General features: G+C 36.9%; 19 protein-coding genes. 13 read left to right on the forward strand and 6 right to left on the reverse strand.

From position 1 onward, the window contains the following. The first annotated feature begins 106 nt into the window (after window positions 1–106). Entirely contained in the window at window positions 107–1,303 is a 1,197-nt protein-coding gene (locus BKP56_RS02975; protein ID WP_072693656.1) for an IS110 family transposase, read from the forward strand. Between the two features lie 208 nt (window positions 1,304–1,511). Here the strand turns inward: BKP56_RS02975 and BKP56_RS02980 are convergent, their stop codons facing one another. From BKP56_RS02980 to BKP56_RS02990, 3 genes are all read right to left on the reverse strand, one after another. Then, complete coding sequence (locus BKP56_RS02980) at window positions 1,512–2,843, reverse strand: ISL3 family transposase (RefSeq protein ID WP_083540447.1); 1,332 nt, start codon at window positions 2,841–2,843, stop codon at window positions 1,512–1,514. 213 nt (window positions 2,844–3,056) lie between these two features. Then, window positions 3,057–4,751, reverse strand: coding sequence for an oleate hydratase (locus BKP56_RS02985; protein WP_069028612.1), 1,695 nt, complete (start codon window positions 4,749–4,751; stop codon window positions 3,057–3,059). A gap of 39 nt (window positions 4,752–4,790) precedes the next feature. Beyond that, a complete protein-coding gene (locus tag BKP56_RS02990; RefSeq protein WP_054115942.1) occupies window positions 4,791–4,925 on the reverse strand; it encodes a hypothetical protein in 135 nt (44 codons plus the stop codon). Between the two features lie 174 nt (window positions 4,926–5,099). On the opposite strand from BKP56_RS02990, the gene BKP56_RS02995 reads away from it, so the two are divergent. Further along, window positions 5,100–5,780, forward strand: a complete 681-nt coding sequence (locus BKP56_RS02995; protein WP_016897246.1) for an IS6-like element ISTeha2 family transposase — start codon at window positions 5,100–5,102, stop codon at window positions 5,778–5,780. 133 nt (window positions 5,781–5,913) lie between these two features. Here the strand turns inward: BKP56_RS02995 and BKP56_RS03000 are convergent, their stop codons facing one another. The 3 genes from BKP56_RS03000 to BKP56_RS03010 all read right to left on the reverse strand — a co-directional run bounded on the left by BKP56_RS03000 (window position 5,914) and on the right by BKP56_RS03010 (window position 7,188). Beyond that, entirely contained in the window at window positions 5,914–6,387 is a 474-nt protein-coding gene (locus BKP56_RS03000) for a hypothetical protein (protein ID WP_072693657.1), read from the reverse strand. Window positions 6,388–6,567: 180 nt separating this feature from the next. Then, window positions 6,568–6,984 carry a hypothetical protein gene (locus BKP56_RS03005; RefSeq protein WP_072693658.1) on the reverse strand — a complete coding sequence of 139 codons (417 nt, stop codon included), beginning with the start codon at window positions 6,982–6,984 and terminating at the stop codon, window positions 6,568–6,570. 6 nt (window positions 6,985–6,990) lie between these two features. Next, window positions 6,991–7,188, reverse strand: coding sequence for a helix-turn-helix transcriptional regulator (locus BKP56_RS03010; RefSeq protein WP_034536184.1), 198 nt, complete (start codon window positions 7,186–7,188; stop codon window positions 6,991–6,993). Between the two features lie 185 nt (window positions 7,189–7,373). Between BKP56_RS03010 and BKP56_RS03015 the strand changes: the two genes are divergently transcribed. From BKP56_RS03015 to BKP56_RS03065, 11 genes are all read left to right on the forward strand, one after another. After that, window positions 7,374–7,583, forward strand: coding sequence for a helix-turn-helix transcriptional regulator (locus tag BKP56_RS03015; protein ID WP_034536185.1), 210 nt, complete (start codon window positions 7,374–7,376; stop codon window positions 7,581–7,583). Beyond that, window positions 7,580–8,002 carry a hypothetical protein gene (locus BKP56_RS03020; protein ID WP_083540448.1) on the forward strand — a complete coding sequence of 141 codons (423 nt, stop codon included), beginning with the start codon at window positions 7,580–7,582 and terminating at the stop codon, window positions 8,000–8,002. Before BKP56_RS03015 ends, BKP56_RS03020 begins: the two co-directional genes overlap by 4 nt. A 170-nt stretch (window positions 8,003–8,172) precedes the next feature. Next, window positions 8,173–8,724, forward strand: a complete 552-nt coding sequence (locus tag BKP56_RS03025) for a tyrosine-type recombinase/integrase (protein ID WP_072693659.1) — start codon at window positions 8,173–8,175, stop codon at window positions 8,722–8,724. Between the two features lie 1,023 nt (window positions 8,725–9,747). After that, entirely contained in the window at window positions 9,748–11,649 is a 1,902-nt protein-coding gene (locus BKP56_RS03030; protein WP_072693660.1) for a heavy metal translocating P-type ATPase, read from the forward strand. Between the two features lie 26 nt (window positions 11,650–11,675). Then, the gene (locus BKP56_RS03035; RefSeq protein ID WP_072693661.1) at window positions 11,676–11,987 is read left to right on the forward strand and encodes a hypothetical protein; all 312 of its coding nucleotides are present in this window, start codon (window positions 11,676–11,678) and stop codon (window positions 11,985–11,987) included. Between the two features lie 149 nt (window positions 11,988–12,136). Continuing rightward, entirely contained in the window at window positions 12,137–12,370 is a 234-nt protein-coding gene (locus tag BKP56_RS03040; protein WP_072693662.1) for a heavy-metal-associated domain-containing protein, read from the forward strand. A 395-nt stretch (window positions 12,371–12,765) separates the two neighbouring features. Beyond that, the gene (locus BKP56_RS03045; protein WP_072693663.1) at window positions 12,766–13,071 is read left to right on the forward strand and encodes a hypothetical protein; all 306 of its coding nucleotides are present in this window, start codon (window positions 12,766–12,768) and stop codon (window positions 13,069–13,071) included. 145 nt (window positions 13,072–13,216) lie between these two features. After that, window positions 13,217–13,450: a heavy-metal-associated domain-containing protein gene (locus tag BKP56_RS03050; RefSeq protein ID WP_072693664.1), complete on the forward strand. Its 234-nt coding sequence runs from the start codon at window positions 13,217–13,219 to the stop codon at window positions 13,448–13,450. A 99-nt stretch (window positions 13,451–13,549) separates the two neighbouring features. Further along, on the forward strand, window positions 13,550–14,110 hold the full coding sequence (locus BKP56_RS03055; protein WP_072693665.1) for a Dps family protein: 561 nt from the start codon (window positions 13,550–13,552) through the stop codon (window positions 14,108–14,110). Continuing rightward, window positions 14,100–14,765, forward strand: coding sequence for a glyceraldehyde-3-phosphate dehydrogenase (locus BKP56_RS03060; protein WP_232226925.1), 666 nt, complete (start codon window positions 14,100–14,102; stop codon window positions 14,763–14,765). The genes BKP56_RS03055 and BKP56_RS03060 overlap by 11 nt, the downstream gene beginning before the upstream one ends. Window positions 14,766–14,796: 31 nt before the next feature. Next, window positions 14,797–14,997 carry a DUF308 domain-containing protein gene (locus BKP56_RS03065; RefSeq protein ID WP_072693667.1) on the forward strand — a complete coding sequence of 67 codons (201 nt, stop codon included), beginning with the start codon at window positions 14,797–14,799 and terminating at the stop codon, window positions 14,995–14,997. Window positions 14,998–15,046 lie beyond the last annotated feature (49 nt).

Below are 15,046 nucleotides of genomic sequence, written 5' to 3' on the forward strand. Positions count from 1 at the left end.
TGAATCAGTTTGAAGTATGTTGGTCCTTTGAGATCGTCTATAGGAAAGTGGAATCGTTAAGGCATAGTGGAGTACTTCAATTTAATATAGAAAGGAGCGAAAATAAATGAGAGTCATGGCTTTAGATGTAAGTAAAGGAAAAAGTTATGTTGTTATTTATGAAGAAGAATTGTGTGTTGCAGAATGGGAAATTAAGCACAATCAAGAAGGGTTTAACCAACTTAAAAGCCAGCTTTGTAAAGAAACTACTGAAGTAGTTTTTGAAGCTACAGGTGTTTATTCTAAACAGATTGAGTCTTTTTTTAAGACTGAGCGGATTTCGTATTGTATCCTAAACCCATTATTAGCTAAAAAACAAACCGATGGTTTGCGTGGCAATAAAACAGATAAAGTAGATGCACATAAATTAGCACAGTCACATTATCGTTTTGATCGTGAAAAAAAGAATCATCAGACCTCAATCTATTCAGAGATACATGAAGTATCTATTTTGTATGATGAGGTTCACGCTAATCTAATAAAACAAAGAGTACAACTTCACGCCGTTCTCCAACAGTGTTTTCCAGAGATAGAGACGCTGTATTCTAGTAACCTATCTAAATATGCATTAAATATTATTGAGCGTTTTCCTCATCCTGCATATATTAAAGAGTTAAGTAAAACAAGGATAAAAAATATAATTCTCGCAAGCACTAAAAAAAATATCTCAAAAGAAGAAGCTCTACTGAAAGCAGATCAACTAATTCATTTAGCAGATGTATCTTATCCAGCAGTAGATAAAGATCATTTTTTAGTAACTAAAGTTCAATACAGAATTAAGCAGATACAACAGTTATTTGATACAAAAGAACGATTATCTAAAAAAATGATTGAACAGTCAAAAAAGCTTAATGAATTTTCAGTATTAGTTAGTATTCCTGGGATAGGCCCTCTAACGGCCGCGTTAATTATTTCTGAATTAGGGGATATCAGACGATTTTCTACTTCAAATCAGTTGAACGCTTATGTTGGAATTGATATACGCACTCATCAATCTGGAACGATGAGAAAGAAAGACCGAATAAATAAACGTGGGAATGCCCGCGCTAGAAAGATATTATTTTTTACTATTCGAAATATGTTAAAAACTCAAAAAACTGCACCCAACCATATTGTTGATTACTATTATAAATTAAAAAAACAACCTTACTCCAAAAGAGATAAAGTTGCTGTAATAGCTTGCATGAACAAGCTGTTAAAAGTTACTCATTATTTAGTTAATAAAAATGAGTTATATGATTATGCTAAGTCCCCACATAGCTAATCTTTATATTAATAGTATACATGCCTAGCTTGTAAAAAAAAAGCATAACCGCTAGGTTTATTTAGTATGTAAAAAGGTAACTTAATAGGTGTCAACTTGATACAGATATAAATTAATAAGAGTTATGACTTGACTGCACCTAGGAAACAACGTTGGTAGAGAATAAAGTCAAACAATAATAGATTTTGGAAGAGGATGTACAACGAGCTTACGCTGCTGTATGTTCTCTTTCTTTTTCTATCATTTTGATTTTATTTCTGATTGGTTTTAAATTGAAGTGCAGGATAATGCGATTTTTATAGTGAATAAAGTTCCCATAGCCATAGGCTACTCTGTTTAATACCTTGATTTTGTTATTGATTCCCTCTATCTTTCCATTGTTATAAGGATAATAGAAGGTATTTTGGATATAAAGAAAATGAGCGCTCAACGTCTTTAAACTAGTTTTCATGTATCCAGATAGTTCAGGAGAAGCTGGTTGATCTAAAACAGTTCTTAACTCTTTTGAGTCATTGTGTTCGACGGCTTTAAGAATAGCTTGATACATTGTATAAGTTGCTTTTAGTTCTGGATCGTACGCCAACATCTCAGAAACGATTGCTGATTCCAGACGCTGTCCGAACATGGGAAAGTATTGATACGTAGTATAAGACAACTCGGACTCTTTCTTCAGTAGTTTCTTCCAGAAGCGTTTTAGTCGTCTATACTTCTTTTGGTCTTCTCCATTGGACGTTCGAAGTCGATTCATGACTTTTACGCGTGTTTTGTTCATCGCTCGGTTCACGAGCTGAACGATATGAAATCGATCAATAATGATATCAGCGTTCGGAAACAATTCAGGGATGAAGCTGACGTAACTGGCATTCATGTCTGTCGTAATCGTTTTGACCTGATTTCTCTGGTTTTGGCTGTATCGAGAACAGAAGTGATCTTTGATTGTACGAGTATCTTTGCTTTCTAAAATATCTAGTATCGTTCCTGTTACGACATCAATATACTCAAAAGCCATTTGCCCATTTCCATACTTAAACTCATCAAAAGACAAGTTCTCCGGCAATGAATGATAGTAAGGTCGATAATACTTCACCTGTTCATTGATGATTCTTTGAATCGTTGTGGAAGAGACATTCGTCTCTTCTGCCAAGCTCTTGATCGAACGAGCATCAGCTGACTTCGCCAGTATTTCTGCTTTGATAAAATTAGAGATAAAACACACCTCTTTTACAATCGGTGTTTCCGCAGTAAATGTTGCTTCACAAGACGTACACTTGAACCGCTGCTTTTTCACTCTGAGATAGGTCGGGTAAATGCCGGACATTGGAAAAGTGATTCTAGAGGTCTGAGTCCCATTTTTATAGATAGAGAAGTCCTGGTTTGGTTCCTGGCATTTCTTACATTCCTTAGGAATATAAGTCAATGTACAGTCTATAAATTTACATTTCTTTTGTTTATGTATGCCGTAAGACACGCAGTTATCTTCGAAAATCATATTTTTGTCTTGAATATCTAGTACATTTTGCATATCATTTGATGTAGGCAAGTGAGTTCCTCCTATGGATATTTGGTTTTTGTCGACTATTATTCTACAGGAGAACTCACTTGTTTTCTATTTTCTGAGACAAAAAAAGACGCCAGTGATTTCTCACCAACGTCATATATTATAGAACCCAAAAAAGCCGCAACCTTTGATTACAGGATCAAGGAAGCAGCTTTTTTGTGTAGGCGCATGTATTCATTTTTCAGTCTGCAGGTCTTACGCAAACATCTTCTTCGCCGCACGAGCCAACGTTTTCAAATCTTTGTCATAGCGTGGTGTAGGTACCAACCGTGACATTGGTATGCCGGCAAAGTGGAATGCCGCAATTTCCCCAGAACGGACAGCACTTTGTTCTGTGAAAATCATTTGATAGGGTTGTTCGACGAATTCTCCAGTGAAAGCCAGATTGGTGGAATGAGCTGGAATCACTTTTGGCCGATCACTTTTGGCACGATTGTTGAACAATGCAGAGGCATACGGCATATACACAGGAATATTGTTGATGACACTATCCATGATCAATGCTTCTTTGTCTCGAATATTGCCCGGTCCGGGATCGACTTTAGACAACTGGCCAATCAATTCTTGCACCATTTCTTTCCCAGTCATTTCGATATAGGGTTTAGTCACAAATTCTCCTACTCGACGCGGATATAAGAAGTACCCCCAAATGACGGTTTCATTCGGTTTTTGACTGGTGAAGTGTGGTTGGTGATGGACCACGATCGACATATTGACATCTTTTTGATGTAAAGGCGAAATCGGCGTTGTGGAAATAAATGAATTCAAGGCATTTCCTGGTTCTTGTGTAGTGATACGTGTGATTTCATTCAGTAATAGATGGTCTTTGGTCGTCAAAGTAAAGCTGACCCACTCGCTCGCATCACGATCCGCGAAAAATTTATCCGGGGTACCCAGATTATAAAACTGCTCAGCCGCTTTCTTCCAAAGACTAGAGGCTGCACCGTAATCCATATTTTCTGCAGCTGGTGTATCAAAATCACCTAATGTCGCTGAATCAGTGATTGACCCATTGGTAAAGATAACAGCTGTATCATCATCAACTGCAACATACTCTTCTTGATTGGTCGTCACATTCAACATATGCAACCCAGTCACAGTGATTTTATCTTGCATCGTGGTGTCTTTGAACGACCAATCTGTGACTAACCGATCGAGGACGATGTGGCACCCTTGTTCTTTCAAGTAATTGATCAAAGGCAGCATAATGCTTTCATATTGATTGTAGCGTGTCCGATTGACCCCAACTAAATGCTCGATTTGTGTAAATTCGTAAATCATTTGGTGCATATAGCGCCGTAATTCTTGCGCGGAACTCCGGGTCCGAAAGGCAAACGTTGTTTCCCACATGTACCAAAAATTGGATTCAAAAAAGGCTGGATCTTCTTTGAAGTATTCGGCAATGGTGACATTGTCTAATTTTTCTTCATCACTGTCAGACATCATGATCATTTGTGTCAGCAACATACGGCTTTTATTGTTCAAACCTAAATGACCGCCATCAATGATCCCCTTGCCGCCTTCCAATAGTCTGGCTTTATCAAATGTCCGATGTTTCGCATCAAAATCGCGGGTATCTTCTGCAGCGGTCATGTTTGGTTCCGTCGCAGAAGGAATCCGATCCAACAGATCCATCAAGTCCACGTAGGTTCGATAGTTTAACATTCGGCCGCCTCGCGCCACATACCCTTTTTGATTCTCCATAGGATGATTCTTGTTCCAGTATTCATCTGTGACATCCCCAGTAGGTGCCCCATCATTTGATCCATGATCGTCGAGAGAGTAAAACGTGATTTGGTCGCCTTGCCATTTGCCTTCTTGAATCAGGTAAACTGCGGCTGCCATATTGGATAATCCTGCACCGATCATGATTGCTTTTTTCTTTTGCATTGCGCTTCCTCCTATTTATACATCTTGCTCAACTTCCAGTTAATTCAATGTTGAATCATATTCATCGTATAACCAAGCATCATCTTCAAAGAAACCTGTCTTCTTCGCTAGATATCCTGCACCAGCTGCAGCGATGCCTAAACCGATACTTAATAAGATCATTTTTTTCTTCATGTGATTTCGCTCCTTCGTGCTTATTCTATGTCTTATTCAACTTACGGGTTCATTGTAGTCCTTAGGAGGAAATAGTTCAAATGATAACCTATGTGATTTTAGGTTCTGTTGCAAAGTTCCCCATAACACCTGATTTATTGTAAAATGTAATAAAAAAGAATGCGAGGACAACAGATGAATCATTTTAAGGGCAAACAATTCCAAAAAGACGTGATTATTATCTCTGTTGGGTATTATCTTCGCTATAATTTGAGTTATCGTGATGTTCAAGAGATGTTATATGATCGTGGCATTAACGTTTCTCACACAACAATTTACCGTTGGGTTCAAGAATATGGTAAGCTGATCTATCAAATCTGGAAAAAGAAAAATAGACAGTCCTTTTATTCGTGGAAAATGGACGAAACTTATATTAAAATTAAAGGGAAGTGGCATTATCTCTATCGTGCAATCGACTCAGAAGGCATGACACTGGATATTTGGCTAAGACGAAAGAGAAATACTCAGTCTGCTTATGCTTTCTTTAAACGACTATACAAGCAGTTTGGGGAACCGAAAGTTATCGTGACAGATAAAGCACCATCAATTGCTAGTGCTTTTAGGAAGTTACAAAAGCAGGGGCTATACAGCGAAACTGAGCACCGGACAGTCAAGTATCTCAATAACTTAATTGAGCAAGATCATAGACCTGTTAAACGTCGAAATAAACTTTATCAAAGTCTTCGTACTGCATCAACTACGATTAAGGGCATAGAAGCATTGAGAGGCATATACAAAAAGAACCGAAGAAATGGAACGCTCTTCGGCTTTTCGGTATCTACTGAAATTAAAGTTTTGATGGGTATACCAGCATAGTCAAAGTATCAGAATGGGACTTTTGTACTCAGTATTGAAACTTTGCAACAGAACCTGAAATTGCTTAAATTCATGTATGCATATCCCATTTCAATCAAGCTTTCAGATTGCTGGTAGGGGGTGTCACAATAATTTACAGATTAAAGTGATCTTCAATGTAACTCCTTAAATAATTATTATACATCGAACCCCAAATTGGAGTACCTTCGTAATAATATAATTTACTGCGACTTATATCATAAATAATCGGAGTTTCAAATAAAGAAAAATGTTTTTTAGGTCTAGAAGTAACAAATTCTATTGCTTCATCTGTCACAAAATCTGATACCAATACATTAAAAGAAACTACTCCATTTTGGAGACCACGTGGTAAACCTTTGTGTTTTTTTGAAGCATATTTTGTACAAACAGATGAATAATTTTCAATAGTACCTATATCAACTTTATCAATATAATGAATAAATGAAAATATCTTTAGTTTTGTTGCTACCCATTGAATTTTAAATTTTTCTTCGTAGGATACTCTTACTAGAGATTCGCCAATTTTAATTTCTTCCATATTAGAAAATCGCTCTGAAATGCTATTTAAATAGTCATTATAATCCATTTTACATCCTCCTAGTTTATATCTTTTTCAGCGCCAATATACTTAAATTTACTATATAGTAAATTTAATTTTTTTAAACCCCTGATAAAGTATACTTAAAAAAAGAGTAATACATGAAATTAGATAAAGTCATGTATGTAGAACCTTGTTAAACCAAGGTTCTTTTTTTGTTATTATAATTTAATCTTGCTGTTTGGTACGTAGGTAATAAAGATAAATATATGGTATAAGAACAACAATAAATAATACTCCTCCTACGATTAATCCGTTTATTGAATCAGATTTACTAGAAAACGACACAAAAATTCCAACTGCAATAGAGATAAGTGCAATAATAATAGTGGAGATACCGAGGCTTTTTTTAGGAGTTCTCTTAGGAGTTTCATGAGATACACTAATATCCATAGAGAAGAATAAACCGGCAGTAGTTGAAACAATAAAAATAAACCATAAGGGGCTTTCGAATACTGCTTCTGATCCTCTAGTAATCCAGTCATAGCCTAAGATGCCTAAGATACCTAAAGTTTGAATAGTATATGCACCTCTGATACTCTTTAAATTCTTTAATATTAAACGCTCATCTGTAATTTTTTTCATTTTATATTAGTCCCTTTCTTTCCAGAATAGTTCATCTAGTGTTTTATTGACGGCATAACATATTTTAAGACATAAATTTAAAGAGGGATTGTATTTACCTTTTTCAATTAAACTAATGGTTTGACGAGTGACATTTACTTTTTCAGCCAATTGTTGTTGTGTTAAATTTACCTGCACACGTGCAATTTTCACTCTATTATCCACAGATATAATGGACCTCCTTTGCTGTATCTTATAAAATATAGTAACATATATAAAACAATATTCAATATATATATTACAAAAACATAACAAAACGCTAAATAAGTGTAAAGATATCTTTACACTTATTTAGCGTTTTGTTATTATATATGTAAAGACATCTTTACTCTAATTGGGAGGTTTGATTAATGAAGGTGATTAATTATATACGAGAAATCCGAAAGGAAAAGGGAATAACTCAAATAAAAATGGCTGAAGATCTGCAAGTTACGCGTCAGACAATAAACGCAATTGAAAAAAATAAGTATAATCCTAGTCTAGAGTTAGCGTTAAAATTGATAGCCTATTTTGATTTACCAATCGACGATATATTTATTTTAGAGGAGGACAATAAATGAATACAAAAGATAAAAAAACAAGCAATAAACGATTAGCAAAATGGGGACCATACTTTATTATTAGCTGTACACTTATAGGTGCCATTTTGGGTTCGTTCCTTGTTTACTATTTTAAAGGCGAGTTTCCATATGAAGTTCTTACTGGTGGAATAGTAGCAACTCTCTTTTTGACAGTCATTGAAGTAATAAAGCAAAAGAAAAAGAAAAATAATGTCCCTGAAGCAGACGAACGTGTTATTAAAAACATTTCTCGTTTTTTTGCATATGCGTCACATATTTTTTTAGGTATTTTATTTATATCCCTAGGTGTTTTTACACTTTTAGATAAAGAGTCTATTTCAATCTTTTATTTATGGATTCTTTTCTTCTCTTATATCTGGATTTCAGGAATAGGAGCACTCATTATTAAAAGAAAGTAGTCGAGTTTAAAATAATAATTAATTTTCATTGATACATGAAATTGTATAAAATCGTGTATCCAGAATCCTATATCTATAGGGTTCTTTTTTTATACCGGTGTCCAATACACGATTTCGTGGTATAATGAATGAAATCATGTATCATTTTTGTGAGAGGAGAGACCATTTCAATGAGTTATAATGTACAACCATTACGAACGCAGCAAGAAATCACCGACTTTTTATTCTGTTTACGACGCAATCAGCACGCCGAACGGGATGTTTTCCTGTTTTTGATCGGCATTAACAGCGGATTACGCATGTCCGATATCGTTAAATTGAAAAAACAAGACCTTTTAACCGTAAAAAACCCCCGTATTGTGGAACAAAAGACGGGGAAAACACGTATATTGTATTTGGGTAGTCTTCAGGATCTGATTCAGGACTATACTAAAACTCTGGATCTGGATGATTATCTCTTCCCCAGCAGCAAAGGCGGGCACCTAAAAGTTAATACGGTCTACCAGATGTTTCAAAAAGTCGCTGCTTTACTAGGAAGAGACGATATAGGAACGCACACACTGCGTAAAACCTTCGGCTACCACTATTACAAGAAAACAAAAGATGTGGCAACGCTCATGGAAATATTCGGTCATAGCAGTGAGAAAATCACCAAGCGCTATATTGGGATCAATGAAGATGAGATCAGCGAGACCTTATTGAACTTCAGACTAGGTTTTTAGTATTTATAGTTCAGTTTAATAATAAGCTTATGAGTGACATAATTATAATTTTTATAAAACGACCAATAGTATTAACCATATAATGAACATTTTTACCTATGTACCATAAATGTGTGTTAATTATACGTAGCTAAAAAGATATTTTTTGACACAGTAAATCCTCTTGTTTTAATTGTTATAAGAGGATTTATATTTTTATCGAAAACGACCGATTTTGATACAGAAGCTTTCAATCTCTTTATTTGAAAGGAAGTAACTTATGAATAATGATATTAATAATATGTTAATCACTAGTTTTTCAGAAACGTTCGTTCGTTTATGCCAGTATAATTTCTGACCGCTTTTTTCATAAAAAAGTGGTCCTTTTTTCGTCTCAAAAGCACTCTCTTTATCTAAGGCTCTTTACCATCCGTTTATGATACACTCCACTGGAAAAAACAAAAAAGGATTATGTAGAAAAGTTGAGCGAATTGCTCAGCTTTTTTTAATGAACGAAAGTTACTGCTTCCAATAAGTAACTAAAAAAATAAGGAATTCTTAATTCATTTCGTCTCCTCAGGCAAGGAATAAACAATGAAGCGATCGCAAAAGTTTTATCTCTCAGGTGTTAATCCAAGATTAGGAAATTATTGATAGATGATTAAACTTGATTCCCATCAATTTCTCTTTCGAGAATTAACTATATGATACATATAGAACACAACGACAAGAAATGAATCTTGCTATAAATGTGATGCTAAACATCAAACCATTTGACTTCATATCTTGCACTCGGAAAATCCAATATGCCCTTGAAGAACAAATAGGTATCTATTTTACACAAGTATTAGCAAAGGTTGGGGAAGTACGTGTAAAGTACAATCCCGACTATATACAGTTGTCGGCCACCCTGTTCAGTATGTGACCCAATTGAACCCAGTTGAGCAAAGTAAAAAATAAAAAAGCAAACTTGATGATAATCAAGTTTAAATCATTGACTGTACCTTATATTAAAAATAACAAAAATACTTGGAGGAAAAAAACATGCAACGATATATATTAAGTAAGAAAAATCAAATTACATTGATCAGTGGAATTCTAATTGCAGTCGGATTTTTCAGTCACTTCGCTTTAGGAAATGCATTTCTTGCTGAGTGGTCGTTGATTATCGCCTCGATCTTTGGGGTCGCTCCAATCGCCATTCAAGCGTATCAAGCGTTGAAAGTTAAAGTTGTCAGTATTGATGTCTTAGTCACGATTGCCGTTATCGGAGCGTTCTTGATTCAAAACTATGAGGAATCGGCTATCGTTACGTTCTTGTTCTTGTTCGGACATTATTTGGAACAGCGTACATTGAACCAGACACGTTCAGCAATCAAAGAATTAACCGACATGGCACCAGAAAGTGCCTTGGTCCAAACAGAAGACGGAGAATTTGAAGAAGTGGATGTAGATGATGTAGATGAAGGAGATGTTCTGCTTGTCAAAACTGGTGCGAAAGTTCCAGTAGATGGAACCGTTCTGACAGGCGAAGGGTATATCAACGAAGCCAGTATCACAGGAGAATCCGTTCCTGTCACAAAAACAGAAGGCAGAGAAGTCTTTGCCGGTACGATATTGGAAAATGGCACCATTCAGATTCGGGCAGACAAAGTCGGAGAAGACACCACATTCGGTAAAATCGTTGAACTTGTGGAAGAAGCGCAAGATGCTAAATCAGAAGCAGAGCGCTTTATTGACCGCTTTTCTAAATGGTATACCCCAACTGTTTTGGTTCTGGCATTCATTGTCTGGGCAATGACCCAAAACGTTGAATTGGCGATTACGATCTTAGTCCTAGGCTGTCCAGGTGCATTGGTTATCGGAGTTCCTGTATCAAACGTTGCCGGTATCGGAAACGGTGCACGCAACGGCGTTCTCTTGAAAGGGAGCGAAGTAATCAACGACTTCAGCAGCGTCGACACCATCGTATTCGACAAAACAGGGACATTAACAGTCGGAAACCCTGAAGTGGCGGAAAAAGAAGTGTATGGAGACAATAGTGAAGAAGCTCTAAGCTATTTAGCCAGTGTGGAACAGGAATCTGATCACCCCTTGGCAAAAGCCGTATTGGCAAATATTGGTCCTGTAGACACGACACCAGTAGATGAGACCGATGTTGTTAAAGGTGGCGGAATTGTCGCACAAGTAAATGGTCATAGAGTCGCAGTCGGAAACGTCGCTTTAATGGAAAAAGAACAAGTCACTTTAAACAAAAAAGCACAAAAAGACGTCCAAAGGTTCGAGAAAAACGGCAACTCCCTGGTTCTGACGGCGGTCGATGGTGAATTAAAAGTTCTGATGGGTATCCGCGACCAAGTCCGTCCAGGTGTGAAACAGGATCTTCAAAACTTGAAAGAGTTGGGTGTGAAAAACCTCGTCGTCCTTTCTGGTGACAACCAAGGAACCGTTGACTTGGTTGCGAAAGAACTCGGTTTGACGGAAGCACATGGACACATGTTGCCGGAAGACAAGTCCGCACACATTGAAAAATTGCAAAAAGAGGGGCAGATCGTTGCTTTCGTCGGTGATGGCGTCAATGACAGCCCGTCCTTGGCATTAGCAGATATCGGGATTGCAATGGGCAGCGGAACAGATGTGGCGATCGAAACATCTGACGTTGTGTTGATGAACTCCGACTTCAGCCGCTTACCACATGCATTAGGGCTGACGAAATCAACTGCAAGCAATATGAAACAAAATATTATCATTGCAGTTGGGGTTGTTTTGATCTTGTTGGCCAGCCTCTTGTTCAGTGAATGGATGAATATGTCAATCGGAATGTTGGTTCACGAAGCCAGTATCTTGGTGGTCATCTTCAACGGTATGAGATTGTTGAAGTATCGCTTAAGAGGTGACAGATATAATGTGAAAACGGGTGTAGAAGAAATCGAAACAGCTGAATAAGAATGAATGACGAAGGAGAATGTAAAATGGACAAATATACTGAAATACACGAAAAACTAGATTTTTTACTCGAAGACCATGGAGTTAAGTTTGATGACAGCCGTTTGGATAAACAGACCCTTCATTCCCTCCATGTAAAAGCAGACAAGCTATTGAAAGCCCACAAGTGTACCATTCCTGAAGGAGATGAGTCTGTGGGAGCTTTGCAGCCAAAATTGAATAGGTTGATTTCAGGGCATGGAAAAACGTTTGATGCGTCCGACTTAGATCCAGAGAGTTTAAATACCGTAGTTGAGAAATTGACTGTTTTAGTAGGTGCTCATGGCGAGCATAGCTAAAACTAACAAAATCTTATTGCCTTTTTATTGAACTGCAAAAGAAGTTGAATTAGTTGATTTCTAATAATTATTAGTAAGGGAATACCCTTGGTACTTTAAATACCGAGAACAAAATCTTATAGAACAATTCGTTAAAGGAGAGATGGAGTATGTCTAAAGCAGTAATTACATTAGAAACCTTGTCCTGCCCATCCTGCTTGAAAAAAATTGAGAGTGCTGTTAAGGGACTCATTGGTATTGATCAGAACAGCGTAAGAGGGGTGTTCAACGTAAGCAAAATCAGAATTGATTTTGACGAAAAGACGTTGGCAATTGAAGACATTGAAAAAGTGATTAAAGATTTGGGTTATCCAGTCATCAAATCAAAAGTGAAAGCAGCTTAACCAAACATAAGAAGCTGGCTCAAATAACCAGACTTGGATACGGAGTTCAACCAGCTACGCGAACTAACCAATTATTACACCATTCCTAGAGATGTTTGTGGCACATATGCGGCTGTTTACAATATGCTATCCGAAGCAGATTAAGCATATCGAGCTTAAATTACCGCTTACAGATAGTAAACGTTTCTCTCCATCCTTTTTTGAACCAGAAAGAACCCCCATTCTTTCTGGTTTTTCTTTTTGTTTTTTTTCAAAAAGTGAAAAAGATTCCCAAAATTGATTGTCGTCAATTTTAATAACCGAAATCTCTCTTATACTAAACTTGTAAGATAATAACAAAGAAATGAAAGAATCAAAAGTAAAAGCAAATGAATGAGTTCAAAAGGAGGAGAACCATGCAGGAAAAAGTTCAATCATTCAATGAATTTGCAATCAATTATTTCTCAACACTTCGTCTATTCACGACTGCGATCTCTCCTGCTCACGGGAAAGATTATCCAGAAATACTGAAAGTTCAGACTCTGTTTGAAACGATGAAGACAAAGACAGAAGAATCCGGCTCAAATAAACCGAACTTAGAAACAGAGTTTACTCAATTACGCGAAGTAACCCATAATTATACCGTTCCTAAAAATGCGTGCATGCCGCACGCTGCGGTATACAAACTTTTAGCCGAAGCAGAGGAAGCATACCAAATTTAATTTAGTTTTTTATAAAAAAAGCAAATAGATTCTCTAAACTTGATGGTCATCAAGTTCAACGATTCAAATGTACCGTATACTTTAAATGTAAGATAAACAAAGGGAATAACAACATAAAACTAATTTTAAAAAGGAGAAATAAACTATGTCTAAAGCAACCATTAAACTAGAAACCCTATCTTGTCCTTCCTGCTTACAAAAAATTGAAAGTGCCGTAAAAGGACTGGATGGAATCGACAAAAACAGTGTGAAAGTCTTGTTCAACTCGAGTAAGGTAAAAACCAACTTTGAGGAAGATAAAATAGCAATTGAAGAGATCGAAAAAGCGATTGAAGACTTAGGCTATCCAATTATCAAATCAAAAGTAAATGCAGCATGAGTCACGTTTGAAAATGAAAACTACTTCCAACAGTCTGTTTATTAAAATTGGTAACAAATAATTAAAAATATTAGGAAAAATATTAGGAGGAATAGATGTATGGCACAAGACAAAACACCACAAGAAAGACTGCAAGAAGAGCAAGAGCATAAAGAACACGTACACCATACAAAAATCAACGCAGCAGCCATTGCGGATCATATTTTAGGAAATATCCACACACTCCATGTAAAACTACACCAGTATCACTGGTATGTAAAAGGTCCTCATTTCTTTAGTCTGCATGACAAACTGGAAGAACTGTACAACGCAAACGAAGAATGGTTTGACACTATCACTGAACGGTTGTTGGCATCAGGACACAAACCAGCTTCCACAACCGCCGAATTTAAAAAATACACCATGCTTTCGGAAGACCCGGCTGACAAGTATTTGAAAGCAGAAGAAATGGTTGAAAATGTCGTGGAAGATTTCAGAAGCACCCGTGAGTTTACAATCCGGGCCATTCGCTTGGCTCAAGAAGAAGGCGATGATGCGTTGGAAGATACATTGATTGCTTTCAAAGATCATTTAGATGAAAGTATCTGGATGTTGCAAGCCTTCTTAGGCAAAGAAGCATTGGAAGATGACGACGCCTATGAAGATGAGGATGAAGACTAAAAAAGTAATTATTTCAGCACCAACTAAAGATGAAGAAACGAAAGTCGTTGTCTTTGGTGTCAACCAAGAAATTTTGAGTCCAAGTGACAAAATTATTTCTGCCGCTTCCTGTACGACAAATGGTTTAGCCTTAATGACAAAAATATTAGTGGACGAGTTTGGGATTCAACGAGGCCTGATGTCAGGATCGCGTGCCTATACAGCGACACAAAACATGCAAGATGCTCCCGGGGGACGTAAAAGTCGCGCAGGTGCTCAAAATGTTAATCCTGTTACGACTGGCGCTGCCAACGCATTAGGAAAAGTCATTCCAGAGGTTAAAGGGATCATTACGGGTACCACCACACGGGTTCCTGTCATTACTGCGGGCTTTGTAGAACTGTTCTCGGTGTTGGATAGAGAGGTAACCGTTGATCAGATTAACGAAGTGATGAAGGCAGCCGCGAATGATTCATATGGGTACACTGAGGATGAAATTGTTTCCTCCGATGTCGTGGGGGTTACACATGGATCCGTTTTTGATGCAACGTTAACAGAAGTATTAGATGCAAATGGGGGACAATTGGTTAAAACAGTTGCTTGGTACGATAACGAATATGGTTTTGTTTCTAATTTGGTGCGTTTAACAGAATATGTTTCTCGATTAAATAAATAATTAAAAAATATGTATAAGGAGAAGATAAATCATGAGTAATACAACTGGGCAATGGTTAGGATGGATTGGAATTCTTGTAGGGATAATCGCTTTCTTTTGGCAACCGGTATGGATGGGAGTAGCTGCAGTCGTTCTAGGAATCATCGGGCTATTTTCCCCACAGAAAGGACTCAACTGGACAGCGATTATTATTGGGGCAATTGCGTTAGTCCTGCCACTTGGTGTGTTGTAAAATGTATTGATTTAAACTCTTTTTACCGATATACTTACTATAGGTAAGT

This window comes from Marinilactibacillus sp. 15R (genome assembly GCF_001895285.1).
Taxonomy (GTDB): Bacteria; Bacillota; Bacilli; order Lactobacillales; family Carnobacteriaceae_A; genus Marinilactibacillus; species Marinilactibacillus piezotolerans.

Bases quoted from the DNA above. Each gene is read 5' to 3' on its own strand.
- BKP56_RS02975 (WP_072693656.1), top strand. From the start codon at position 107: ATGAGAGTCATGGCTTTAGATGTAAGTAAAGGAAAAAGTTATGTTGTT.
- BKP56_RS02985 (WP_069028612.1), bottom strand. From the start codon at position 4,751: ATGCAAAAGAAAAAAGCAATCATGATCGGTGCAGGATTATCCAATATG.
- BKP56_RS02990 (WP_054115942.1), bottom strand. From the start codon at position 4,925: ATGAAGAAAAAAATGATCTTATTAAGTATCGGTTTAGGCATCGCTGCA.
- BKP56_RS02995 (WP_016897246.1), top strand. From the start codon at position 5,100: ATGAATCATTTTAAGGGCAAACAATTCCAAAAAGACGTGATTATTATC.
- BKP56_RS03000 (WP_072693657.1), bottom strand. From the start codon at position 6,387: ATGGATTATAATGACTATTTAAATAGCATTTCAGAGCGATTTTCTAAT.
- BKP56_RS03005 (WP_072693658.1), bottom strand. From the start codon at position 6,984: ATGAAAAAAATTACAGATGAGCGTTTAATATTAAAGAATTTAAAGAGT.
- BKP56_RS03015 (WP_034536185.1), top strand. From the start codon at position 7,374: ATGAAGGTGATTAATTATATACGAGAAATCCGAAAGGAAAAGGGAATA.
- BKP56_RS03020 (WP_083540448.1), top strand. From the start codon at position 7,580: ATGAATACAAAAGATAAAAAAACAAGCAATAAACGATTAGCAAAATGG.
- BKP56_RS03025 (WP_072693659.1), top strand. From the start codon at position 8,173: ATGAGTTATAATGTACAACCATTACGAACGCAGCAAGAAATCACCGAC.
- BKP56_RS03030 (WP_072693660.1), top strand. From the start codon at position 9,748: ATGCAACGATATATATTAAGTAAGAAAAATCAAATTACATTGATCAGT.
- BKP56_RS03035 (WP_072693661.1), top strand. From the start codon at position 11,676: ATGGACAAATATACTGAAATACACGAAAAACTAGATTTTTTACTCGAA.
- BKP56_RS03040 (WP_072693662.1), top strand. From the start codon at position 12,137: ATGTCTAAAGCAGTAATTACATTAGAAACCTTGTCCTGCCCATCCTGC.
- BKP56_RS03045 (WP_072693663.1), top strand. From the start codon at position 12,766: ATGCAGGAAAAAGTTCAATCATTCAATGAATTTGCAATCAATTATTTC.
- BKP56_RS03050 (WP_072693664.1), top strand. From the start codon at position 13,217: ATGTCTAAAGCAACCATTAAACTAGAAACCCTATCTTGTCCTTCCTGC.
- BKP56_RS03055 (WP_072693665.1), top strand. From the start codon at position 13,550: ATGGCACAAGACAAAACACCACAAGAAAGACTGCAAGAAGAGCAAGAG.
- BKP56_RS03060 (WP_232226925.1), top strand. From the start codon at position 14,100: ATGAAGACTAAAAAAGTAATTATTTCAGCACCAACTAAAGATGAAGAA.
- BKP56_RS03065 (WP_072693667.1), top strand. From the start codon at position 14,797: ATGAGTAATACAACTGGGCAATGGTTAGGATGGATTGGAATTCTTGTA.